The sequence below is a fragment of the Pontiella sulfatireligans genome (assembly GCF_900890705.1).
GTDB classification, from domain to species: Bacteria; Verrucomicrobiota; Kiritimatiellia; order Kiritimatiellales; family Pontiellaceae; genus Pontiella; species Pontiella sulfatireligans.
In genome coordinates this window covers 1256683-1282673 of sequence record NZ_CAAHFH010000001.1, presented here as the reverse complement: position 1 = coordinate 1282673, position 25991 = coordinate 1256683, and the positions used below count along the sequence as shown (strand labels likewise).

General features: G+C 52.2%; 11 protein-coding genes. 9 read left to right on the top strand and 2 right to left on the bottom strand.

The genetic code is table 11. The features are described 5' to 3' along the window. Positions 1-18: 18 nt before the first annotated feature. From SCARR_RS04390 to SCARR_RS04380, 3 genes are all read left to right on the top strand, one after another. Positions 19-615, top strand: coding sequence for an RNA polymerase sigma factor (locus SCARR_RS04390; RefSeq protein WP_136060300.1), 597 nt, complete (start codon positions 19-21; stop codon positions 613-615). A gap of 485 nt (positions 616-1100) precedes the next feature. Beyond that, positions 1101-3218 (top strand): CBM96 family carbohydrate-binding protein, encoded by a 2118-nt coding sequence (locus SCARR_RS04385; RefSeq protein WP_168432995.1) that lies wholly within the window; start codon positions 1101-1103, stop codon positions 3216-3218. A gap of 93 nt (positions 3219-3311) precedes the next feature. Continuing rightward, on the top strand, positions 3312-5861 hold the full coding sequence (locus SCARR_RS04380) for a CBM96 family carbohydrate-binding protein (protein WP_136060298.1): 2550 nt from the start codon (positions 3312-3314) through the stop codon (positions 5859-5861). Positions 5862-5931: 70 nt separating this feature from the next. Here SCARR_RS04380 and SCARR_RS04375 read toward each other — a convergent pair whose 3' ends face one another. Continuing rightward, complete coding sequence (locus SCARR_RS04375) at positions 5932-7980, bottom strand: serine/threonine protein kinase (protein ID WP_136060297.1); 2049 nt, start codon at positions 7978-7980, stop codon at positions 5932-5934. A gap of 211 nt (positions 7981-8191) precedes the next feature. On the opposite strand from SCARR_RS04375, the gene SCARR_RS04370 reads away from it, so the two are divergent. The 4 genes from SCARR_RS04370 (at position 8192) to SCARR_RS04355 (ending at position 21189) form a co-directional block, all read left to right on the top strand. After that, positions 8192-12133 carry a sulfatase-like hydrolase/transferase gene (locus SCARR_RS04370; RefSeq protein WP_168432994.1) on the top strand — a complete coding sequence of 1314 codons (3942 nt, stop codon included), beginning with the start codon at positions 8192-8194 and terminating at the stop codon, positions 12131-12133. Positions 12134-12292: 159 nt separating this feature from the next. Then, positions 12293-16384 carry a family 16 glycoside hydrolase gene (locus SCARR_RS04365; RefSeq protein WP_136060295.1) on the top strand — a complete coding sequence of 1364 codons (4092 nt, stop codon included), beginning with the start codon at positions 12293-12295 and terminating at the stop codon, positions 16382-16384. 375 nt (positions 16385-16759) lie between these two features. Further along, positions 16760-18943 carry a hypothetical protein gene (locus SCARR_RS04360; protein WP_136060294.1) on the top strand — a complete coding sequence of 728 codons (2184 nt, stop codon included), beginning with the start codon at positions 16760-16762 and terminating at the stop codon, positions 18941-18943. A gap of 380 nt (positions 18944-19323) precedes the next feature. Then, positions 19324-21189, top strand: coding sequence for a hypothetical protein (locus SCARR_RS04355; RefSeq protein WP_136060293.1), 1866 nt, complete (start codon positions 19324-19326; stop codon positions 21187-21189). Between the two features lie 48 nt (positions 21190-21237). Here the strand turns inward: SCARR_RS04355 and SCARR_RS28045 are convergent, their stop codons facing one another. Continuing rightward, on the bottom strand, positions 21238-21387 hold the full coding sequence (locus SCARR_RS28045; RefSeq protein WP_168432993.1) for a hypothetical protein: 150 nt from the start codon (positions 21385-21387) through the stop codon (positions 21238-21240). 145 nt (positions 21388-21532) lie between these two features. Here SCARR_RS28045 and SCARR_RS04350 point away from each other — a divergent pair, with 145 nt between their 5' ends. Continuing rightward, positions 21533-24829 (top strand): hypothetical protein, encoded by a 3297-nt coding sequence (locus SCARR_RS04350; RefSeq protein WP_136060292.1) that lies wholly within the window; start codon positions 21533-21535, stop codon positions 24827-24829. Positions 24830-24906: 77 nt separating this feature from the next. Then, complete coding sequence (locus tag SCARR_RS04345) at positions 24907-25707, top strand: hypothetical protein (RefSeq protein ID WP_136060291.1); 801 nt, start codon at positions 24907-24909, stop codon at positions 25705-25707. Positions 25708-25991: the final 284 nt, after the last annotated feature.

Here is a 25991-nt window from a genome sequence, read left to right as displayed (position 1 = left end):
GCGCCAGTATCTTTCCATATGTCGAATGACCAATACAACACGAGACAGACCATGATTGAGCGGTTGCAGGGGAACCAAGACGAACAATCCTGGGAAGATTTTCTCCGTATTTACCGTCCCTATATCCATGCCATCATCCGAAACATGAACATTCCGGAGCATGAGGTGGACGACATTGTTCAGCAGGTGATGCTCAAGCTTTGGAAATATATCAAGTCCTATTCGTTCGAAAAACGGTTCCGGAATTGGCTGAGCAGTGTAACGGCCAACTGTGTTAGGGATTATATCAATACCAAGGTCAAGGCTGCCGAGCGGTTGGAAGAGATGTCCCACGACCATAGGCTCTCCTATCTGTCGGCGGTTCGAATGCCGGAAATTGACCGGATCGCCGAGCGGGAGTGGGGGCTCTATCTTACCAATCTGGCGTTGGAGCGGGTTGGCGATTTGTTTTCGGGCAAGGCCATGCAGGTTTTTATGATGAGCCTGGAAGGAATGGGCGCCGAGGAGATTGCCCGGAAGATGGAGCTGAAGGAAAATTCCGTTTACCGGTTGAAAAACCGGGTCAAGGTTCGCCTTGCCCTGGAGATTGAACAGCTGCGTTCGGAGCTGGAGTAAGCGCGTAAGCACGTGTGCGTAAAAATCTCGACTCTGTCAGCTTAATCAGGAAACCGGTAAGTCTCCGTGAGGTCTCATTGGGACTAACGAACCTGACGAATAAGTCTGATGCAACCAGCGAGACCATCTGCTGATGGCCGCCGATGCTGAGTTCTGCATTCCACATATCAGGTGTTGCCTTTGCGACTCCCCGCCATTCCTGTACCGGATAAATCCGGTTCCCTCTCTCCTTCATGCGTAAATTTTCCCTATGGGAAAACTGTGATGGGAAGCTGCTGTCGCACCGAGCAGGAAAAATAAAAAATGAACAGCCGTGTCCAGTTTCGAGGGATCAATGGGTAACAAGTATGCATGTTATTGTTTGAGCACGTGTAGGTTGGGTGCGGCTATGGGCAATGTGTTGTGTAAGGCGAAAGAAACCTCGCACCCTTGAAGTAGTAGTGGTTCAAACCTTTTTCATGAAACCAACCAAAAAAGGAGATAGCATGAAAACAAGCACGTTTGCTTCAACGTCCATCGTCGGTCTCGCCCTCTTATTTGCGGGGATGATGATCACGGGAACCGCATGGGGCGGTTACACCATGCCTGCCAGTGAAAACAACGGGCAGGTGAGGTATCTGTATCCAAGCGCAGATACAGAAGCGGATTTTTATGCCGCTCAGACGGACCTGCGTAATAATTATGGCGGCGGAACCATCGTGTTTACGTCGGGAACCTATACATACAGCTGGATTGAGATAAAAGCTGACATTCACGTGCGGTTCAAACCGGGTGTGACGATTTATCTGACGGGTAATAATGCAAAAATGTTGTGGTTCAATGTCGGCGCCAACAACTCAAGTGTCGAGGGGCTTCCCGGAGCGGATATGCCGAAAATCTTTCTTCCGGAGCAGATCTCTGTATTCGGTGATATTCAGTGTCATGCCATCGGAATAGGTTCGAGCAACTTTAAGGTTAAAAACCTTGAATTCTACACCCGTGGCTCCTGGGGGAATATTATTGGCATAGGTGGTGACAGTGGAATGTCAGGGGGTTTAATAGAAAACGTCCATTCGATTGCCTACACCAAACCACTGCATCCTGGCTGGTCGCTTATTCAGGCGGCGGTCTGTGCAAACCTCACGGTGAGAAATATATCTGCGGACGGGGGCTATACCCTTCGGTTGGAACAGGACCTTGGGCAAGTTGGAACCTATGGGCTGAGAAACATCTATGCTGAGGATATCGTCAATTATAACGGACGTGGTGCCGTTGTGATTGTTCCCAATGGAGGCGTTCTTTCTGGTGGAAATCAAAACATCACGATTAAGAAAGTCCGTTCCTATAGCTCAAGCTGGGGGCTGTGTGTGGGTGACAAAACGTATAACGGTGACTTGGGTACCTATCAAAACACTACGGTTTCTGATGTTGAATGCCACTATGGTCTGGATTCCCAGTTCAGGAAATATCCCGAATATTCCTATCTGCCGGCTGACCAGCTGGCGTTGGCGACCGACATGGTGCAGGCTGATTTTATCGAATTCATGAATGGCCCCAGTCTCGGCGTCGTTTTCAATTCTTTGTCATGGTGTACGGTTACTGGTGCACGGGGCTATGATTTCCCGGCCTCCTACAACATTGCCAACTCAGCCGCTTCCACGGCCAATCCTTTCGGCTTTAGTCCCAATGCGGATGTCTATGTGCGGAGCGGAATCTATTTGAACACCAATTTTGGCGCCCAAAATAAATTGGCTTGTTCGTCGGCAGGCGGCGACCATTCCTACGAGTCCTATTTGAAGTTTAATTTCAGCAATCTTCCCGATCCGAGTGCGGATGTCAGCAAGGTGATTCTTCGTTTGAAGTGCGCAGGTGCCGGAGGAGGCGGGAATATTCATACTGTCTATTTTGTCAGCGATGACGCCTGGAAATGGTCTGAGATGATCTGGAACACCAAGCCCGCCCGTGGAGTCGCGATGGATTCTTCGTTGCAGCCTGTTGTTGCGGGGCAATGGATCGAATTTGATGTCACCGAGCAGGCGATCACCGAAAAGAATGGCGATGGAAAATTTTCGGTTGTGATCGTTTCCAGTGGAGGCAACTATGTCACCTATCATTCGGACGAAGCGGCAGCGGCAGACCGTCCGCAACTCGTGGTAACCATCGAGGAACCGTGGACCAACATCCAGTACGACAACTTTGAGTCGGGACTCGGTAATTGGACGGTCGGTTCTGAGGGGTCCCTCTATACGGGTGGAACCTATGCCGCCGGCGGCAGCAATGCGCTGGATCTGCAGGACAATAACGAAAATTCCGTTGCCACAACCGCTAACCTCGCACTGTCGGGCTATGAAACAATCCAGGTGGATTTTGACTATGCTTGCGAGAGCATGGATGACAATTCCGAGGATTTCTGGCTGCAGATTTCTACCGATGGCGGTGCCACCTACACCACGGTGGAAGAGTGGAACCTGAATGACGAATTCGTCAATAACCAGTTCTATTATGAATCGGTAACGATCTTTAACCGTCCACTGAGCAACCAGACGCGCCTGCGTTTCCGCTGCGATGCCAGTGGCAATGCCGACGATGTCTACCTCGATAATATCAACGTGTTTGCGCAGTAAGGAATAGGATAAGCATGCAAGGCGATGCACTCGCCTTGCATATTTTTTATATTCAAGGTTTAAGTGTTTCTGAAAAACAAAAATGGGTGTGTGATGAAGAAGATATTTAGCGTTAGCGCGGTCATTATTTCTGCCTGCTTGCATCAGGCGTTGGCTGTAGATCCGCCGACTGGGTTCACGGCTTTGTTTGACGGTACCACTCTGAATGGATGGTATGGGTACAACCCCCATGAAGTTGTCGGCCTTTTCGGGATGGCGCTCGATACAAAACTCGCGGAAATGCGTGCCGATTTTATGAACCACTGGAGCGTGGGAAACGGTGAATTGATCAATGACGGTTCCGGCCCCTACGCTTGCACGGATCTGGATCTGGGCGACATGGAACTTCAACTGGAATTCACGGTTGGGTGGGGCGGTGATTCCGGCATCTACCTACGTGGAAATCCGGAGGTGCAGCTTTTGGATCGCTTTGCGGAATATGATCCTGCAGAGCCGGAGTATCGACCGCATTTTGGTTCGGGCGGACTGATTCATAATCCGCCTCAAACGTTTGGCAGGGATTCCATGCTTGCATTTGACGCTGTTCCTCATGCCTGGCAGCAGATGCGCATCGTCCAGATCGGGGCACGCATATGGGTGTATCTGAACGGTAGAGGGGTGGTCGAGGGCGTGGAGATGGAAAACTATTGGAATCCAGGGCAGCCGTTGCCGACCACGGGACCCATCCTGCTTCAGGCCAACGGCAAGCCCGTCCGCTTCCGGAATATTTTTGTGCGGTCCTTGAGTTCGTCGGAAGGTGCGGAGTTCGTGTCTGAAAACCAGCCTCTGCCGGCACCGGATTTTTGCGATGTGCAATATGGTCCGGATGCAATACAGGTACTGCATCTTTGGAAAGCCAGCTCCACCGAGCCGACTCCGCTGGTGGTATATTACCATGATGGCGGCTGGTGGGGGGGGGGACGTTTCCAGCGCAGGGATTTGGAGCAGCTTCAGGCGTGTCTGGATGCCGGAATTTCATATGCCGCAGTTTCCTACCGTTTCAGCTTCGAGGCCAATCGGGACGGATTTGATCCTCCGATTGCTGGATTTAATGGTGATATGGCCCGAGCACTGCAGTATCTGCGCTACAACGCTTCAGCCTTTGAAATCGACAAAAATCGGATTGCCCTTTATGGGGGATCGGCCGGAGCCTGCTCGGCACTGTGGCTCGGGTTGCACGATGAGATGGCCAACCCTAACAGCAGTGATCCGGTTGAACGTGAATCAACACGGGTTACTTGTGTCGGTGTCGGCTCCGCCCAGACCTCGCTTGATCCTGTGCAGGTTTTGGAGTGGATTCCCAATGGTGGGGTAGATCCTGCTGTTTATGGCGTTACTGCGGAGGGTGACCTTACTGCGGCGGAGGTGTTGTTGCGGGATCGGGACAGCCTTTTGCCTGAGATCAATGAGTATTCGCCGTATGCACAGGTTTCCAGCGATGACCCCTCAGTCTATTTGTATTACGTGTATGTGCCGGAGATGGGAGTTGATCAGAGTGATACGGCCCATTCAGCAAACTTTGGACAGGGGCTCTATGATTGTTGTCTCCAGCTGGGGGTTGATTGCGAATTCAGATATTCCGGAGCTGTTGTGGAGCACCCAACATTTCTGGATTTTGCGATTGAGAAGCTGAATCCAACCTTGGGTTTCAGCATCGTTAAGAAGGTCACCGTTGATGCGTATGTGCGGGGCGGGGAATATGCGGACATCAACTATGGCACGGAAACGGTTCTGGCCTGCAAAACGGTTTCTGATCCCACCAGCAAATACAACCGACAGGCCTATCTGAGGTTCAAAGGCCTCGACTCTCTTGATGTGAAAAAGGCGGTTCTGCGCCTCAAGGTTGCATCCGATGGAGGTCCCGGCGATACGCATACCGCCTATTTTGTTAGTGATGACAGTTGGACGTATGCGGGAATGACCTGGAACAACAGACCGGCATTGGGGGCAATCATGGACTCTGCGCTGCAGGTGGCAACGGGTTCGTGGATTGAGTTTGATGTAACCGACCAAGTCACTACCGAATGCAATGGAGATGGGAAACTTTCGGTTGCGATTATTTCGGACGGAAATAATTACACAACGTATCATTCGGATGAAGCTGCCGCTGCGGAAGACCGTCCGGAACTCGTAATAACCACTGACCCCCCATGGACTCATATCCAGTATGACGACTTTGAATCGGGGCTCGGCAACTGGACCATCGGCTCGGACGCTTCCCTGTACACCGGCGGAACGTATGCCTCCGACGGCAGCAATGCGCTCGACCTGCAGGACAATAATAACAATTCCGTTGCTTCAACCGGAAATCTTGCACTGTCTGGATACAGCAAGGTTCAGGTGGATTTCGATTACGTGTGTGTGAGCATGGATGACAGCTCCGAGGATTTCTGGCTCCAAATCTCGATGGATGGCGGTGCCACCTACACCACGGTGGAAGAGTGGAACCTGAATGACGAATTCGTTAACGACCTGTTCTATTATGAATCGGTTACCATCTTTGGTTATACCCTGACCGACCAGACACGCCTCCGTTTTCGCTGTGACGCCAGTGGCGACGCCGACGATGTCTATATCGATAAGATCAACGTGTTTGCGCAGTAATCGGCAGAGGGTTGATCGGGAATGTTGTTTAATAGGGCATGGCGATTTTTTTGACCATGCCCGTTCTTCGTTATTCCGGCTCCTGTGTTGAGTATTCTTCCTCGATCACTTTAATATCGCTTTTTCGGATGGAATCAACCAAAGACGAAGGATAATCGTCTTTTCCGAGGGTGACTTCCTTTACTCCCATCTCCTTTAAGGTTCGCCGTAAATTGCCTTTTGGGGCAATGATCGTTCCGGTGAGGCGTAATTCCTTAACCTTGATTCCTTGAAATTCCTGGGTCAGTGCAACCGAAGCATGGCTTAGATCCAGGGAATTGAGCTGAAGGAATTCAAGAACATTTAAGCGCTCGACGCTTGGCAGTTTTATTAAATAGATGCCGTACGGCGTGTTGGAAAGATCAAGATGAAAGCCTTCAGGGGTTTCTGTCAACTTGAGATTGGGAACTCGGTTTGGTTTAACATCATTCAATCTAGCCAGCATGGCTCCGACGGGCTTTATATGCTCCTTTGGATCAATGTCGGGTTTCGTTCCCGTGTGGTAATAGAAAAGATATATCGCCTTGCCAAAGGATACGGCAGGGAGGGTGACAATGAGTTGCGCAAGGTCTGATTCGGAAAGAAGGGCGTTGTCGTCTGGTTTGGTTTTTGAATACTGCCGGGATAGTTTGAGCAACCGCTCTGCTTTTTTATTCAGCGCTGGAAGTTGCTCGAAGCTTTCGCAGGCAAGGTTGAACTGTTGCAGCACAAAGTGCAGGTCGGCCTTATGCCGAAGAAGGGTATTCCGGATTTCCGGATCTTCCGTTTGTGCAAGAATTTGATCCGAGAGCTTAATCATGGCTTTGGCATCCGTATATCCTCTCACACCTTGGGATGCCAGCGACAGGCTCGTAAGCTTGTCATACATTTTTCCGGATTTTTCCTGTTCCTGGATAAAGAGTGAAAGATTGGTTTCCGCCGTTTGCTTTTCCTTTTTGATCATCTGGTTGTCAAAGCCCATGACGACACTTAATAAGACCAGGGAGATGAGGAGCCAAGTGGTAAGGTTCCGATGGCGCAGGATCAGCATCAACGCCCAGTTGAAAATGTTGAATGGCTCGGCATCGGTGGGATACCCTTTCAGAAAGCGGTCCAGATCGCTCTGAAGTGCTTGGACGTTCTCATACCGGTCATCAGGTTTGTACGAGAGCGCTTTCATAGCTATGGCGGCTAGACCGGGGGGTGCGGTGTCTTGCGTTTTCCGCTTGCGAATCGGCACAAGTTTCCCATCTCGGGTGTTTTCCATTCTTTCAATAGAACTTTCACCGTTGACCGGAAGCTGAAAGGTAATCATGTAATAAAGAATGGCGCCCAGCGCGTAGATGTCGCTTAGGTGGGTTTTCTCCATGTTCAGGATTTGTTCGGGTGCCATGAAACCCGGAGTGCCTTTCACGGTGCCCGTAAGGGTCATGTCGTTCAGGATATCACCGTCTAGTTGGCCGAGTTCAGCTTCGCCGCTTTCGACGTGTTCTTCGACAAGGGCCAGTCCCCAGTCGCACAGCAGAACCTCGCCGAATTGGCCGACCCGGATGTTGTCGGGTTTGATATCCAGATGGATCACGGTGCGCGAATGGGCATAGGCAACGGCATCGCAAACTTTGTTGAAAATGGAAAGCAGCGCCTTCTGGTCATAGGGCACGGTATAATCTGGGTCGCCCTTTTTCCGGTTGGCAATGATATCCTCCAGGCTGTCGCCCGGTATCAGCTCCATGGTGAAGAAAGGGGTGCCGTCGGCGCCAATGCCCATGTTGTGGATCGGTACGATGTTGGGGTGGGTCAGGTTGGCGGTCAGTTGTCCTTCGCGAAGGAAGCGTTCTTGATCTGTGATTGTTTCGGTTGCCACAGGTTGTGCCAAGGCGACATGGCGGTTCAGGTATTGGTCGTAAACGCGAAAGATACGCTTTTCTCCGCCTTCTGCCATGAAGTTGGAAGAGGCGTAGCGCGCCTCGGGGGCTTTGAGCGCGTTGAGGATTGGAGTTAGCGAATTCTGCTCCTTGTCTGAGAGCGGATCTTCGCGGTGTTTGAAAAAGTCATATAGCAAGTCCGCGTGTTTTTTGTCCTGTGGGCCGTCGTCGTGCATAATTCAAATAACATAGCGCTCCCGAAAACATTGGCAAGAGCAAAAAAAAACAGTGCAAAAATCAGGCGTTGTCGTGTCCAGTTTAGAACAGTCAGCAGGTAACAAAAGCGCTGTCATTAGTCGCTCTATTCAAATCCCATCATGTTTGCGAGGGGTTTTTCAACGCAAGACGCAACGCACTGAAAAGTGCGCGAAGCCAATGGATGCCAAGATGAGATTTTTCGCATTACGCAATATAGTAATCCTGGGACTCGCTATTTATGGAACTCTGGGCACTGCGCGGGCGCAGGCTCTTTTGTCCGATGACTTTGATGACGGGAATCCCGCCACTGCTTCTAACGGAGTTAACGGAGGTTTTGTCCACGCTGACAACGGCGGCGGCACAGGCGCCGTAGCTGAGTCAGGGGGAATGATTACCGTTTCGGCAGAAACGGAAAGCAATAATTCCGGAATCTACAGCGGTACAGCGCTGAACCTGAGCAATGAGACGTTTTTTACGGTGAGCTTCATCATCGACGGTGTGGATGGCTTTAATAACAATGGGGTGTTTCTTGGCATCACTGAAGACAACGCCACGTTTTTCCGCAATGTCGATAATTTTGGCGTTGTCATCGGAAGCAGCAACTATGGCGACGGATCGGATGATGTTTTTCTCGTGGCCAACGACGGGAGCGGCTCGCCGGCCATCCAGGCCACTCTTCTCGAAGACATAGACACCGCCTCGTTGACGGATGGATTCGAGGTAACCTTTACGGTCAAGGATAATGAGACCTATTCCTATGCCGTCTCCGGAATCTCCGGAACCGGGTTGTCCATCGGGCGGGGTGAGTTGACGAACATAACCTATGCGGGGCAGTTCGATGATGCCGATCATGTTGTTGCTTCCATTCAGACCAGCGGTCAACCGCGCAATCTGGTGGTGGACCGGATCGAAGTGACTCCATCCACTCCGTTTCATCATTTTCGGGATGACCAGTTTGTCGATACGGACGGAGACAGCTATTCCGACGAAGCGGAGCAGGCCTTTGGCACCGGCACAAATAATCCATCGAACTTTCCGGATTTCACCTCCGCAATCACCAAACCCAATGTCGTGATTATTTATGCGGACGACATGGGTTTTTCCGACATGTCCTTTTACGGACGGCTGTTTGGGACGCCCAGCCCGGCCAGTACGCCCAATATGGATGCCTTGGCCGCTGCGGGCGTTACCTTTACCCAGGGTCACTCCAGCAACGGGGTTTGCACCCCTTCGCGTTATGCGCTTTTGACCGGCAAATACAATTGGCGTGAATTTGACGGGATTTCCGGGTTCTACGGCAAGCATCCCGACATGCCCCATCTTCCCAAGGCCAGTGATGTCACGATCGCTGAGTTCCTCAAAACCCAGGGCTACGACACCGCCGCCTTCGGCAAATGGCATTTGGGGGGACGGTGGTACAAGCCGGGAACCAATACCCGGATTCTTGACAATCCGTCCAGTTCCGGCGGAGTCGACTGGACCCGCCGGATCGAGGAACACGCAACCGATGTCGGGTTCGACTCGTTCCGGGGAATGGGATGTGTGATCAATTATGGCCCCTACGTGTATATGCAGGATGACCGGGTCGTCGTCTGGGACGAAACTCTGGACGATGGCTATGATCTTCCTCCCACCGATTTCCAGAACGGGGGAGCTGCGCCCTGGAACGGCGGATTCCGCCCGGCAACGACGAATGACACCTTTGCCTGGTTGAAGAGCGAGGATATAAATACGACGATCCTTGGGAATCGTTACAGTTTCCGCGATGGTTTGGGTGATCCCTCCTTCCGTCAGGTCGATGTCGGGCCCATCATGGTACAGGACTTTGAAAAGTATATCGGCAACCGTGCCGCGACCGAGGACGCCGATCCCTTCTTTGCCTATGTTGCACTCTACTCGCCGCATTTGCCCTATGCAACCCGACCGGAATTCGTCGGCTCCTGCGGGATTCCCGGTTTTGACTACGGAGACTTCCTTGTCGATGTCGACGACCGTATCGGCCGCATCGTCACCGCCATCGATAATGCCGGCTTCGGCCCAGACACCCTCGTTGTCTTCACGTCCGACAACGGGACGGAAAACGGCCCCATGTCGGACAGTCTGGCGTATGGGAGGGATTCCAATGGGCCGTTTCGCGGCAACAAGCGCGATGTTTGGGAGGGGGGCACCCGTGTGCCGTTTGTGGTGCGCTGGCCGGGTCAGGCCGTTCCGGGCATGATCTCGAACGAGCTCATCTGGCAGGGTGATATCTTCGCGACCATTGCCGCCTATCTGGGTGCGGACCTGCCCCACGCTACGGCACCGGATGGCGAATCGTTCCTCAATATTATCCGCGGCCAGCAAAAGCCTTCGCCACGGCGTCCCTACATTGTGGTCAGCTCCAAGGGCGACTACCGAGGGCTCAAGACGACGGAGGGCTGGAAGCTCATCGATGCCGTCGGCGGCAACAGCAAGGGAACGTCCTGGGATTCGAGCAACGAACCCATTGAACTCGTCAAGGGTACGAACCGTGGAGTTCCCAAACAGCTTTTCAACCTCAACGCCGATCTTGGCTCGGACAACAACCTGATTGCGGATCTGACCAACGAGACGGATATACGGAACGCGTTGCTGGCCCTGACCGGCACCGATCTGCTGGGCGAGATGGATGCCCTGCGCGGGGCGTTGTCCACTGAAGTCTATTCTCGCGAACCGGACAACGATGCCGATTCCATGGCCAACAGCTTCGAAAACCAATATCCAGGACTCGACCGCGAAGATCCCCGCGACGGCGCCGTCGATTTTGAGCCAGACGGTCTGAGCAACTTGCAGGAGGAAACGTTCGGTTGCAACCCCGTTGATGACGATACCGATGCCGACGGCCTCAAGGATGGTACGGAGGTGCTCAAACTGGGCACGCGGCCGGGCAACGCCCATTCCGATGGCGATTCACTGGAGGACGGGGATGAAGTCCTGTGCTACGGCACCGATCCGCTCCTCGCCGATACCGATGGCGACGGCGTGAGCGATAGTGATGAACTCGATGCGTTTTCCAATCCGCGGAATTCCGGTCAGAAGCCCAATAGCGGTGTGCCGGTTGAAACGGCGTTTGATCCATCGGTTGTTCAAGTCGTCGGGGTTGCCGGCACCGCCGGCGATCCGCGGGCGGAGGGGGCTTGGGATTCCGGAGCGGACGGTCCTGGGGCGGGAACCCTTTATGTGCGTGAACGCAAGGTCGATGGCAACGATCTGGAATGGCGATCCCGCCTTTTTGTGAAATTTGATCTGAGCGGACTCAGCAACAACTTCCAAAATGCCCGTTTGCGCGTTCATCAGGTGGACCGGCTTAATGATAGATATAGCGGCAACCTGGAGCTCTCCCGGGTAACCGATGCCTGGGATGTTGGAGGTTCCGACTATCCGCTTTTTGAGAACACCGGGGTGGCGGACGCTTTTGATTTTGGTAACAATGAGGATTTTGGAACCGCAATCGATGCTTCCGGTTTCTTTAGCGGGACTCCGGGTGTTGCAGGAACCGATGATTCGGGCTTCGATCCCGCTGGACGGGTTAGTGCCATCGTCGGCGGATGGTACAACGGAACCACCACCAATCATGGCTTACGCATTGCGTTTAGCGGACAAAGCTCCATTGGCGCCGCGTTCGCCGCCTTGGATGATCCCGCCACGCCGGGGGTGAATGAAAAGCTCCAGCTCTTGGTCGCCACCCAGACGCCGGGGGGCGGCAGTTTCGATTCGGACGGGGACAAGTTGGCCGATGCCTTTGAAATGGCCCAGGCGGGAAATCTCACCACAATTGACGGAGCGCTCGATGACGATGGCGACGGTGTGGTCAATGCCGTCGAGGTGGCTCTCGGCAGTTCCATGTCCGACAAGGGATCACGTCCCAAGGCTTATATCGAGGTCTCCCAGGGATCGTCGGTTGAGATGGGCCACCTGCGCGCCAGGGAAGGGGGCGCTGGATATCTGGTCAGCTATTCGACGGATCTGGCCAACTGGTCTCCGGCTTTGGAAAGCATGTTGAGCGTGAAGGAAGTCGTCGATCAGAGCAATGGCTACGAGCGGGTGACCTATGAATTGCTTTTTGATGGCCATGACCACCTCTTTTTCAACGTTACCCCGGTTTTCCCTTAGACGTATTTTGGGTCACCCGATAACCAATCGAAAAAATATGGTGTCGTGTCCTGTTTCTGGGGGAACAGCGGGGAATAAATGGATGTTCATTGGGGAGATTTTTCCGAGAATTGTTTATATGTTATCGCTTGATGCGATCGCAAAAGATATGGGTTTTAAATGATGAGAAATGTGTTGAATATGGTTGTTGTCATTGTTGTTTCTGTTTGTTTGCGCCAAGCGTTGGCCACAGACCCGCCGGACGGGTTCACCGCTCTTTATAACGGCACAAGTCTGGATGGGTGGCACGGATACAACCCCCATGAAATAGACGGCCTTTCGGGGGCGGAGCTCGAGGCAAAACTCCAGGAAATGCGCGCTGATTTTACAAACCACTGGAGTGTGGAAAACGGTGAATTGATCAATGACGGTTTCGGACCGTATGCCTGCCAGGATCAGGATTTGGGCGATATGGATCTGAGATTGGAGTTCACGGTTGGGTGGGGTGGTGATTCGGGCATCTACCTACGCGGAAACCCGGAAGTTCAACTCTTGGACCGCTTTGCGGAATATGATCCAGCAAAGCCGGAGTATCGGCCGCATTTCGGTTCTGGCGGACTGATCTACAATTTTCCAGGAACGCTCGGGCGGGATCCTTTGCTTGCTTTTGACAAGGTTCCCCATTCATGGCAGGAAATGCGTGTTGTCCAGATCGGCTCGAGGGTTTGGGTGAATCTGAACGATCGCTGGGTTGTCGAGGGTGTGGAGATGGAAAACTATTGGAGTCCGGGGCAGCCGTTGCCCTCAACGGGGCCCATTCTGCTTCAGGCCAACGGGCAGTTGGTCCGTTTTCGGAATATTTTTGTGCGGTCTCTTGATGCTGCGGAGGGCGTGGCGTTTGAGGCTGAAAACCCACCTCTTCCTGAACCTGACTTTTGCGACGAGCAATATGGCCCGGATGCCACGCAGGTGCTGCACCTCTGGAAGGCCAGCTCCACTGAACCGACGCCGGTAGTGGTATATTACCACGACGGTGGCTGGTGGGGAGGCGGACGCTTCCAGCGCAGAGATTTAGGGTTGCTTCAGACGTTCCTTGATGCCGGGATTTCATATGCCGCAGTTTCCTATCGCTTCAGCTTCGAGGCTGATCGAGAAGGATTCGATCCTCCAATTTCGGGAATAAACGGAGATGTTGCCCGGTCGCTGCAGTATCTGCGCTATAACGCCTCAACGTTCAATATCGACACAAACCGAATTGCCCTTTATGGAGGTTCGTCCGGTGCCTGTTCAGCGCTTTGGCTCGGTTTGCACGATGATATGGCCGACCCCGGCAGCAGCGATCCGGTTGAACGGGAATCCACCCGGGTGGCATGTGTCGGTGTCGGCTCCGCCCAGACCTCGCTGGATCCCCCGCAGGTATTGGAGTGGATTCCCAATGGAGGGGTGGATCCGGCTGTTTTTGGCATTGAAGCGGAGGATGAGCTTGCCGCTGCGGAGGTCTTGCTGCGTGACCGGGACACTCTTTTACCTGAGATCAATGAGTATTCGCCGTATGCACAGGTCTCCAGCGATGATCCCCCTGTCTATTTGTATTATGTGTATGTGCCTGAGATGGGAGTTGATCAGAGTGATACAGCACATTCAGCCAACTTTGGGCAGGGGCTTTATGATCGTTGCATCGAGCTGGGCGTTGAATGCGAGTTCAGATATCCCGGTGCTACGGTGGAGCACCCGACGTTTGCAGATTTTGCGATTGCGAAGTTCAATCCGGATTCCGGGGATCCACAATCTTTCGATGAATTTTTCAGCGGGGATAATACAACGGTTGATCTCGCTGCGGGTTGGGGTTCGTCGCCCTATCGCATCAGTGATGAGTCCGGCCTTGCATCGCCGCTCGCGGATGCAACGGAAGATACGATCGGTACGATCTCGCATGAGTTGGGATACGATGCCGATATTCAATATGTCAGCTGGTCGGTTAACACGTCGGCTGTATTTGAATTCACTTTTAATTCGCCTGTTGATCTGAGCGATATCTATGTCTGGAATTACTCGCAAAACGGCTTGGTAAACCGGGGCATTGGAAAGTACGAGATTCAGATTGATACCGGCTCCGGTTTCGGAACAGCAATAAAAAGCGGAAGTCTGGTTGAGGCGACGTATGAGGCCGACGCACACGTTGCCCAAGAGATTGATCTCGGCACGACGGTCTTCGGCGTGGCCGGGGTGCGTATTGTGGCAAAGAACCTAGGGGGCAATACCATCGGGGTTGATGAGGTTGCTTTCCGCAAGGGTTTGGAACCGGCGGGCTACACTACGCCTGCCAGCGAAACCAATGGAGTGGTGCGCTACTTGTATCCGGGCGGGAACATCAAAGCCGACTTCTATGCCGCGCAGAATGATCTGGTCAACAACCATGGCGGTGGAACCATCATGTTCACGGCAGGAACCTACTCCTACCATTGGATCGAGATTGAAGCGGACATCCATGTGCGGTTTGAACCGGGGGTGACGATTTATTTGACGGGTGATAATGCCAAAATGCTGTGGTTCAATATTGGAGCTGACAATGCAAGTGTCGAGGGAGCATACGGAGAAGAGCCGAAGATCTATCTTCCGGAGCAGATTTCAGTATTCGGTGATATTAAGTGTCATGCCATCGGAATAGGTTCAAACAATTTTAAAATTAAAAACCTTAAATTCTACACCCGAGGATCCTGGGGGAATATCATTGGCATAGGTGGTGACAGTGAAATGTCAGGGGGTTTAATAGAAAACGTCCATTCGTTTGCCGATCCCCAACCCCTGCATCCAGGCTGGTCGGTTATTCAGGCGGCGGTCTGTGCAAACCTTACTGTGAGAAATATATCTGCGGACGGGGGGTATACCCTTCGGTTGGAGCAGGACCTTGGGCAAATCGGAACCTATGGCCTGAGGAACATTTATGCTGAGGATATCGTCAATTATAACGGGCGCGGTGCCGTTGCGCTGGTTCCCAACGGGGGTGTTCTCGAAGGTGGGAACCAAAACATCACGGTTAAACGAGTTCGCTCCTATGGCTCAAGCTGGGGGTTGTGCGTGGGCGACAAAACGTATGAAGGTGATTTGGGTACTTATGAAAACAGTAAGGTGTACGATGTTACATGCCGTTATGGTCTTAATACCCAGTTTAGAAAATATCCCGAACTGAGTTATTTGCCAGCTGATCAACAGGCATTGGCAACGGATCTGGTGCATTATGATTCGATCGCGTTTATGAATGGCCCCAGCCTTGGTGTCGTTTTCAACTCCATGCCGTGGTGCACCGTTTCCGATGTGCGGGCCTATGGTTTTCCCGTCTCCTATGGCTACGAAGCATTCTGTCTGCTGGACAACAACTTTGATGGGGACGGTTCCAACGATATCGGCCCCGGTTTTGAGACCGCATCCATCAACAATCCGCAGAACACAGACCTAATGGATGCATCGATGGGCGTGGTTTCTTTTTCGGCTCCAACAAACAGCCGTCCCAATGTTACCCTCATATCCACAAGTCCGTTGGATCTTGTCGCCCATGAAGGATTCACCCTAACGTGGAACCTCGAAGGCATAGCATCCGATGCATTCACCATCAGTAAGAACGGTTTGTTTCTTGGTGTGCAGAACAATAAAAGCGATGCTTGGAACAATGTAACTTCACTTGGTGTTGCCATCAGAAGCAGCGCTGGTGTAGGTGATTTGGATCTTGTCTACAGCAAAGCCGGCTCCAAAGGCTCTGAATCCCCGCTGTTGGCATCCGGGGCAATTACCGATGTATCTATAATGGATGGATTTTCAGTTTTACTGACGGTCGCCGACGACAATACATGGAATGTTTCGACGACGGGTTTGAGCACCAATGCCAATGCCAGTGGAACCTTGGGTAATGTAACCTATAGCGAACTGGCGAGTTCCCTTTTTGCCTGTACTTCTTTTCAGTTGAACAAAGCCGATGCGTTGCACTCCCTCGCATACGGATCGGTATCAGTTGCTCCGCACGCAGAGAAGCCTGCGATGCCCGTGATGCCTGTGATGCCTGTGATCCTGAAGTTTGGCATGGGAGCCGGTGGGGCGCTGAGCATTTCAGGAACCAATATGAATGCTTCGGCCGCCTATACGCTGCAGGGCAGGGCGGATCTGTTGGAGGGGGAATGGATCGATATCGCCACAACATCCGGGGTTTCGCAGGTGGACTGGAGCGGGATCACATCCACAAGCAACTCCATGTTTTACCGCGTTAAACTGGCCCAGTAGCCTTTGCTAAAGGCGCGGGCTCTTCTGCTCACTGGTCTCCGGCTTTGGAACGCATGCTGAGCGTGAAAGATGTCGATGATTCGGGCACTGGCTCCGAGCGGGTGACCTACGAATTAACGTTTAATGGTTATGATCATCTTTGCTTCAACGTTACCCCGGTTTCCCCTTGGATGCATTTGGGCTGCCCGATCACTAATCGAAAAAAAATATCCTGTCGTGTCCAGTTTCTGGAAATCAGCGGGTAACAATAAGTAGCATAAAATGATTGTCGTTTTGTTTGTGCCGGCGGTGCATTTCTCAGTGGCTTCATTTCTGTGCTTTCGGGGCTTTCGGGAGCTCCGAGGAAGAGATGAGAAAACACATAAAGGAGAAACAATGAGAGTAAAAATCGTTACGTTATTAAGTTCCTGTGTGCTAGGCATCGGTTCGGTCCATGCAGCAAGCATCAACTGGACGGATGGGGCGTCCTTCAACGGGGACGACAACCAAAATAATATTAGCCTTGAGGGGGTGCTGGTCAAGGCCGCCAACCTTGGGGGCAATGAGGGGAATTTGGATGTCTTGGTCGACAATGGCACGAGCACCGAAACCATTACGTTTGTAGACGACAACGCTTTGTTCCCTCAAAGTGCCTTCAATGTCCCTACTCCCGATACGAGCGATGCCAACTGGAACAAAGTAATAACTCGGGCTGATTATAAAAATTCATCTCCCTTCCCGTTCTCCCTTACCGACCTACTCGTCGGACAGGAATATCAAGTCGAGTTTTTTGTGTGGGACACGCGTAGTAGCTCTTCTAACAGAACGTTTTCAATCGACGATGGTGTGGGGATTCCCTCCGCAACCCATACTCAGGGGGATGGGGTTAGTGTAATTGGCACCTTCACCGCCAGTGCGACGACGCAGACCTTCCAAATCACCCAGAGCGCTAACGCCCCGACTATGAATGCCTATGTATTGCGTGCCGTAGGTGGAATAGATCCTCAATTACTTTTCACGCCTTCCGATACGCTGGATATTGAATTGTTTTACCCGGCCACCCTAGCAACAGGTGCGGTAGATGTGGCTTTTTCTTACGGAGATGGCATCAATAATGTTGAGATTACCTCGGTAAGTGTGATTAATCAGCAGCATGCAGGTGCTTACAGTGTGGTTGGGTTCTCATCACCTCTGGAGCTTACGGATCCGGACTCCAATGAAACGCTGAGTGTTCAGTTTGACGTGACCAGCGCTTATCTGGCAAACGGAGATTCCTCTACAGGTCTCGTTGAGGTGGTTTGGAATGAAATCAGCGGGGATACCTATACCAATACGTTGCCGGTATCCGCCACATACACCGTGTTGCCGGCGGAACTGATTCTGACCAATTCGCTCGATATGACTCTTGAAATATCTGACACATCGGTTTCGAATAGTATTGCTGTTTCCTGTACCCCCGACGCTGTGGATCCGACGAATGTCGAGATATCGGCGGTACTCTTTGCAAATGAATCGCATAGTGGATTTTCCTGTGCGACGGTTCCTCCGACATTAATTCTCAGCGAGTCGGTTCCCTCGAGCACGTTGAACATTGCGTTTGACAACAGTGTTGGTGGTCTAGGCGGTGGAGATATTGCAACCGCCACCGCGCAGGTGATCTGGAACGAAGCGGGGCATGTCGAGAACCACACCAATACTGTCGCGGTTTCGGTTTTCCGCGAGAAAGTCATTGCTACAATTACTGTGGTTAAGGACACTGATCCGACGGAATCCGATATTCTTAACTCCAATGTTGTGGTTGCCGTTAACTGGGGCACGACCTACGATGCGGACGGTGACGGAACTGTCGTTGGTGTTGCCACGGGACTTGTTGCGAATGGAGTCCTTTTTACAACGAATCCCATGATTGGCGACCAGAATATCCCCGATGAGAGCCAGACGGATGTGGATGTGACCCATGGAGAGGCTGGAAGGGGTCTGCTGCAAGTCACGGCAACTCATGTGGATGGCTACAGTGCTTTTCCCGCATCACCTACCGCATCACTCGACGCGAGCATTAAAAACATCTTTGCCTCGGTTGGCGTTAGCGTCAACAGTGACTATGAATTTGCCTTCACCGATCTGCAGGAGGGTGCAACCTATAGTCTTCAGTTGTTTTTCTCGGCAGCAGGTCAGGCACGAAATCAGGAGATCTATCAGAAGGGCAATCTCTCTCCGCTCACGTCTTGGGTCAATGCATCCGATAAAGAAACGATCATTACGCTAACTTGGGAGGCTGTCTCGTCGACAGAGACCTTCAGTTTCCTTCCTTTGGTTAAGGATGAAGTTCTGTCGGGGTATCTCTTTGCGAGCAAGGTGACCATTCCTTCTCCGGAGATGGGGGTGGCTACCGGTTCCGGCGGCAATATCAATATTTCGGCTAGCCAGCTGATTTCTTCAGATACTTACACCCTGCAGTGCACGGAAAGCCTCGTATCGACCAATTGGGTTGATATCGCGACCACATCGGGGGTGAGCGAAGTCAACTGGGACTATACGCCCACAAACAATGTCGAGTTTCTGCGGATCGTTTCCCCATAACCGGGAAAGAGCGACTTTGCGGTTTGCCGAAGGCCAGCAAACCGCACCTATTTCTTTGGCAGTTAAATGTTGAGAATTCTGTGATGTTACCGGTTATGGGATACGGTAACTCGATTTTGTAATTGTGTCGGTTTTTTTGATTAATCTAAGCATGAGCTTGTCTTTGAGAGGCTTGAAGAAGAGTGGCTTTTGCTGTCGCAGTAGCTTTTGTGGAAAAACACAAAAACACACATTGATGTGTCCGGTTTAGTCCGTTCAGCAGGTAACAAAAATGAAGGGAACTAAAGATACGATGATTGTTGCTTTTATTTTATGGAGCCCGTGGGCATTTCGGCGGAAACAAAAAGTACAGATAAATAAATCAACAGGGAGATGAGGAAATGAAAAGAATTATTAAAGTATGTATGTGCGCATTGATGGCAGGGTTGATGCCTCCGGCTTTTGGAGGAACGATTGTGCAGCAGAATAATTTCGATGGGGACAATGGTAATGATATTGGTCCTGAGTTTACAATCGCTTCAATCAATAACCCTGAAAATACGGATCTTATGGATGCATCAGCGGGGGTGATTTCCTTTTCAGCGCCTGCGGGCAGTCGTCCTAACGTCACCTTGGTTTCCAGCAGTTCGCTGGATCTGAGCGGTGACGGCGGATTTACCGTGAGATGGAATATTGAAAGTATCGCTTCTACGGCTTTCCTCCTGCAGAAAAATGGTCTGTTCCTTGGTGTTCAGACTGATAACAGCACGGCCTGGAACAACGTGGTTTCTCTTGGTGTCGGCATCAAAAACGACACGGGAGCAGGTGATCTTGATCTTGTTTACGCTGTCTCCACCAACAAAGGTTTTGAAGCAACGTTGGTCGCGTCTGGTGGGCTCACTGATGATTCCATAATAGATGGATTTACGGCTGTTCTTACCGTAAACGATGATAATACGTGGCGCGTATCTACGACGGGGTTGAGTGCCGATGTAAACACAACCGGAACCCTGAGCAATGTAACCTACAGTCAGCTCGCCGGTACGCTCTTTGCCTGCACCGCGTTGCAGTTGAATAAATCCCAGCCCGTGCACACCATTACATGCGGCTCGATGTCCGTGGAAGTTCCTGCCAGGCCGGCAACCCTGTCGCTAACCCCCTCCGATCAGCTTGACATTGAATTGCTTGAGCCGGCCACATTGGCAGCCGGCACAGTGGATGTAACATTTTCTTATGGTCCTGAAAGCAACAACGTGCAAGTTACTTCGGCAACCGTGATTAATCAGCAGCACGCCGGTGCTTACAGTGTGGTTGGTTTCTCATCTCCCCTGACGCTTACGGATCCGGCGAGCAGTGAAGCTTTGAATATTAAGTTTGACGTGACCGGCACCGGTCTAACGGGCGGAGAAACCTCCGCGGGTACGCTCGAGGTGGTCTGGAATGAAATCGGCGGGGACAGCAATACCAACACGCTGCCGATATCTGCCTTGGTTCGTGCTGCGGTCGGTGTGGTTTGGACAGAAGGCGCTTCCTTCATCGGGGACGACAACCAGAACAATATCAGTCTTGAGGGCATCCAGGTCAAGGCCGTCAACCTCGGCGGGAATCTCGGGGACCTGGATGTTGTGGTCAACAACGGCACGAAGTCCGAAACCATTACGTTTGTGGACGATAACGCGCTGTTCCCAAATAGCGCCTACAATGCCGTGAGTCCCGGCACCAGCGACGCGAACTGGAATAGCGTAATCTTCCGGTCTGATTATAAAGGAAATCAATCTCCATTCCCGTTCACCCTTACCGATTTGTTTGTCGGGCAGGAATACCAGGTCGAGTTTTTTGTGTGGGACACGCGCAAACCTGATACTGCCACCAGAACGTTTTCTTTGGACGATGGCAAGGGGCGTTCTTCCGACACGTATACGCAGGCGGATGGCGTCAGTGTGATTGCCACCTTTACTGCCGATGCGACGACGCAGATTTTCCGGATAAGCCAGAGTGCCGGAAGCCCGAACATGAATGCCTATGTTTTGCGCGCTATTGGCGATGCCCCGGTTGCGGAGGTCCAGATGAGTGCCGGATCCGGCGGCAATGTCAACGTTTCAGCCGGACAGATGAGTGCTTATTATACCTATACACTGCAGGGTACGGAAAATCTCGTGCAGACCAACTGGGTTGATATTGCAACCACGAGCGGGGTTGTGGAAGTCAACTGGACGGATCTGGTGACCTCGAATGATGTTCAGTTCTTCCGGGTGATTTCCGAGTAGCGGATAAACCTGCAAGCTGAACAAAACAGCCTCTGGGAATGGCGTCATTTATTGCCGCCAGATTCTGGAGGCCTTTTGCGTTTTAAGGCGGTCTTTTCTGTTGAGCAACGAGTGATCCGCAAAGCCGTGTTTGATGATCATGTCGACCTCCGCCGCCGTGGTGGAGTGTTTGTTGACGGCAGATGCAAAAAAAATCATTAACGTGTCCTGTTTAGGCCGCTCGGCAGGTAACAAGGTTAAAGTGTCCAGTAATTCATGTGTGTTGCATCTGTTTTATGGAGCCCGTGGGCATTTCGGCGGAAACAAAAAGTACAGATAGATAAATCAATAGGGAGATGGAGAAATGAAAAGAAGTATAAAAGCATGCATGTGGGCTTTGGCGGCAGGGCTGATGTTCAGCGCCTATGGCGAAATGGTTACGGTGCAGCAAAATAACTTTGATGGAGACAACGGCAATGATATTGGCCCGGGGTTCAAAATCACCTCTATTAACTCGCCTCAGGACACGGATCTTATGGATGCGTCAACGGGGGTGATCTCTTTTTCAGCTCCATCGGGATCGCGCCCCAACGTTACTCTGGTTTCCGATACTTCGGTGGATGTGAGCAGTTATGCCGGGTTCACCGTGACATGGAATGTTGACAGTATCGTTTCTTCTGATTTCAGCATTGAAAAAAACGGTCTGTTTCTCGGTGTGCAGGCTGACGGTAGCGGTGCCTGGAACAACGTGACTTCCCTTGGAGTTGCCATCAAAAGCTCCGCGGGCCCTGGTGATGTGGATCTCGTCTACGCTGACGGTTCCGTCAAAAGTTCTGAAGCAACGCTGGTCGGGGCTGGTGGGCTCACGGATGCTTCCATAATAGATGGATTTACGGCTGTTCTTACCGTAAACGATGATAATACGTGGAGTGTTTCCACGTCGGGTTTGAGCACAGATGTGAACACAAATGGAACCCTGAGCAATGTAACCTACAGTCAGCTAGCCGGCACGCTTTTTGCCAGCACTGCGCTACAGCTGAATAAATCCCAACCTTTGCACACCATCACATGCGACTCGATGTCCGTTTCGGCTGTTTTTGATCCGTCCGCGCCGGCAACCCTGTTGCTGTCGCCCTCCGACCAGCTTGATATTACGTTGGATGCCCCTGCTAGCCAGGCCACCGGAACGGTGGATGTGGCGTTTACGTACGGAGGAGCCAGCAACAATGTTCAGATCACCGAAGTAAACGTGGTCGATCAGCAACATGCCGTTGCTTTCAGTGCCGTTGATTTCTCATCGCCTCTGGTGCTTACGGAACCGGCGTCCAATGAAACGCTTAATATTCAGTTCGATTTGGCCGGTACCGGCTTGGCGGATGGAGAAACCTCCACCGGCCTGGTTGAACTGGTTTGGAATGAAGTCGGAGGAGATACCTTCACCAACACGCTTCCCGTGTCCGCCACATACAATGCGCCGGCGGCTGAGCTGGTTCTGCCCGGTTCGCTCGATATGGTTTTCGAGGCGCCGGCCTCATCGGTTACGGACGACCTTGCTGTCTCATATTCCGCGGACACTATAGATCCGGTCGACATCGAAATTACGGCCGTTGATTTTGCGGATGCATCACATAGCGGATTTTCCTGCTCGACGGTTCCGCCAACATTGACCCTCAGCGAGTCGGCCCCCGCGAGCGCACTCTCCATTGCGTTCGACAACGGTGTTGCCGGGCTGAACGAGGGAGAAACCGCCACTGCCACCGCACAGGTAATCTGGAACGAAGCCGGACACGCTGTGAACCAAACCAACACCGTGGCGGTATCAGCCTTCCATTATAAAGAGGTTGAGGACGGGACGCTCCTGTACAATAACTTCGATGGGGTCAGCGGGAATGACATTGGCCCGGGATTTAAAACTGTCTCCATCAACGAACCTCAGGAAACGGGGCTCACGGATGCATCCACCGGGGTAATCTCTTTTTCTTCGGCAGATAAGCGCCCTAACGTGACTCTGATATCCGACGCTGCGATGGATTTGAGCAGTTATAGCGGGTTTACCGTAACGTGGAACGTGGACAGTATTGTTTCTACGAATTTAAGCATTAGTAAAAACGGGTTGTTTCTCGGCGTGCAGGATAATGATAGCGATCCGTGGAACAAGGTGAGCTCTCTTGGCGTTGCGATCAAAAGCGACGCGGGTGTAGGTGATCTGGATCTGGTTTGGGGTAAAGGGGGAGACAAAGGCTTAGAGTCCGCCTTGTTGACCACCAATGTGCTCACCGATGCATCAATAACAAACGGGTTTTCGGCTACTCTAACCGTAAGCAATAACAATACGTGGAGCGTTTCTACGACGGGGTTTAACACCAATATCACCGCAAGCGGAACATTGGTCAATGTGACCTACGGAGAACTGGCCGGCACCTTTTTTGCCAGCACGGCTTTCCAACTGAACACAGAAAAACCCTTGCACACCATCACCTGCGGTTCGGTGTCTGTCATCGCTGTTCCGGGGCCGCCCGCGCCGTCACGCCTGGTGCTGTCGCCTTCCGACCAGCTTGAGATTACAATCGAAACGCCTGCCACCTTGGCGACCGGCGCGGTGGATGTGGCCTTTTCTTACGGCGGAAACAGCAACAATGTACAGATTACCTCGGCAACTGTGATTGATCAGCAGCATGCCGGTTCATTCAGCGTGGTCGATTTTTCGTCTCCTCTAGTGCTTGCCGATCCGGCGTCCTCCGAACCGCTGAATGTTCAGTTCGATCTGACCGGCTCCGGTCTGGCCGACGGGGCAACTTCGACCGGCATGGTTAAGCTGGTTTGGAATGAAATCGGCGGGGATACCTTCACCAACATGCTGCCGGTTTCGGTTACCTATCTTGGACCTGAATCCTTTGTCTATATGCTGTTAGGCGGATTCGATGAAAATACCGGCGCAGTTAAGCAGGACGAAAGAGCCATTGGCAACGCTGCCGTAACGCTGAGTGGCTATGGTTCCGGTTCATCATCGGGTGCGTCGGACGGGCTTTGGGGCTTGTCGAATCTGGGCAGCCCGGATGCGGACACCATCGGCGGCGCAATCAGAGGCACGGTCAATCCAAACTTGACGTTGGTTATATCGAATACTTCTGCCGATGAAAACCTGACGTTGGATGCGATCCACTTCCAGGGAAGCCGGGGAAGCTCTACGGCAGTAAAGGTTTCGACCTTGTCCTATACGGCAGGGGATCTGACGGACGCCTTCGGGGATTTGGGCACGGACGGTGCCGGCGGATATCAAAGCTTCAGGGGCTATGAGTTCGATCTCAAGACCCTGCTTTCCGATCTGACGCTGGCTCCATCAGAAACGGCAACATTCACGCTGACGTTTACCGGGAATACGGGCTCCGCATATACTCAGGTGGATAACGTTGCCATTTCCGGTTTAGTGGGTGACGCGCCCGCCACGCCGGCGGTTCTTCAGATTGGCATGGGGGTTGGCGCTGGCCTGAGTGTTTCGGGCAGCAATATGACTGCATCGGCCACGTACATCTTGCAGGGCACGGAGAGCCTTGTGATCACCAATTGGTATGATATCGCGGTCACATCGGGGGTGACCGAAGTCAGCTGGGAACATACGCCCACGAATAATGTCGAGTTCCTGCGGGTTGTTGCACCGTAGCCGGGAAATAAACCGACCTTGCGGTTTGCCGACGAGCGGCAAACCGCATTTAACCAAATAAGTACAAGGAGAATATAATGAGAAAAACATTAGCAGCATGTATGATCGGACTGGTGGCAGGGGCCATCATTCCTGCTTACGGAGAAGTTATTCAGCAGAATGACTTCAACGGAGTTGCCGATGACATTGGAGCGGCGTTTGAAATTAATTCCATCAACGGTCCACTAGACACGGATCTTATGGATGCGTCTACCGGGGTAGTGTCTTTTTCAGCACCTTCCGGTTCTCGTCCTAACGTTACGTTGGTTTCCAGTGGCGCTTCGGATGTGAGCCTCGAAGATGGATTCAGTGTGTTCTGGAATGTTGCCAGCATCGCATCTGACGCATTCACCATCTCCAAAAACGGAATGTTTCTCGGTGTGCAGACCGCCAATAACGATGCTTGGAACAATATTACTTCTCTTGGTCTTGGTATCAGAAGCTCTGCCGGAGTCGGCGATTTGGATATCATTGGATCCAACAGCGGCGCAAAAATTACCGAAGGTTCCCTCGTAGCTTTAGATACGATTACGGATGCGTCGATCATGGACGGATTTACGGCAACCCTTACCGTAAAGAGCGACAATACCTGGAGCATTTTGACGACAGGTTTGAGCACCGATGTGAACACCGGCGGAACCCTAAGCAATGTGGCCTACAGCGATCTGGCTGGCAGCCTCTTTGCCAGCTCCGCACTGCAGTTAAACAAAAGCGACGCTTTGCACACCATCACCTACGACTCGATGACGCTGCAAACGATTCCGGAACCGGCAACGTTGGGTATGGTTGCCGCGTTTGGCGGGGCAGTCTTGTTCATCCGCCGCAGAATCATGATGTAGTTGAATTATAATTAAAAATGGTCCTCTTTATTGGGCTGCCATTTTACGGCGCAAGGTTTCCCTCCTCTTTTCCTTGCGCCGTTTTTTTTGTTCATGTTCTATCTGCGGGGAGTGCTTTCCATCGTTTCGCTCAGGTGAAGCGTCACTACTCCACCCATGCGCAAGGCGTCGCGCCGTTTCACCGCCAACAGGCGGGAAGCGGTTCCGCGAGTTTGGGAGTCTGCCGGACGAGGTCGTTTATGAATAGCGGCGATATTTGACTGGTCGGGTGTCCAGTTTCTTCG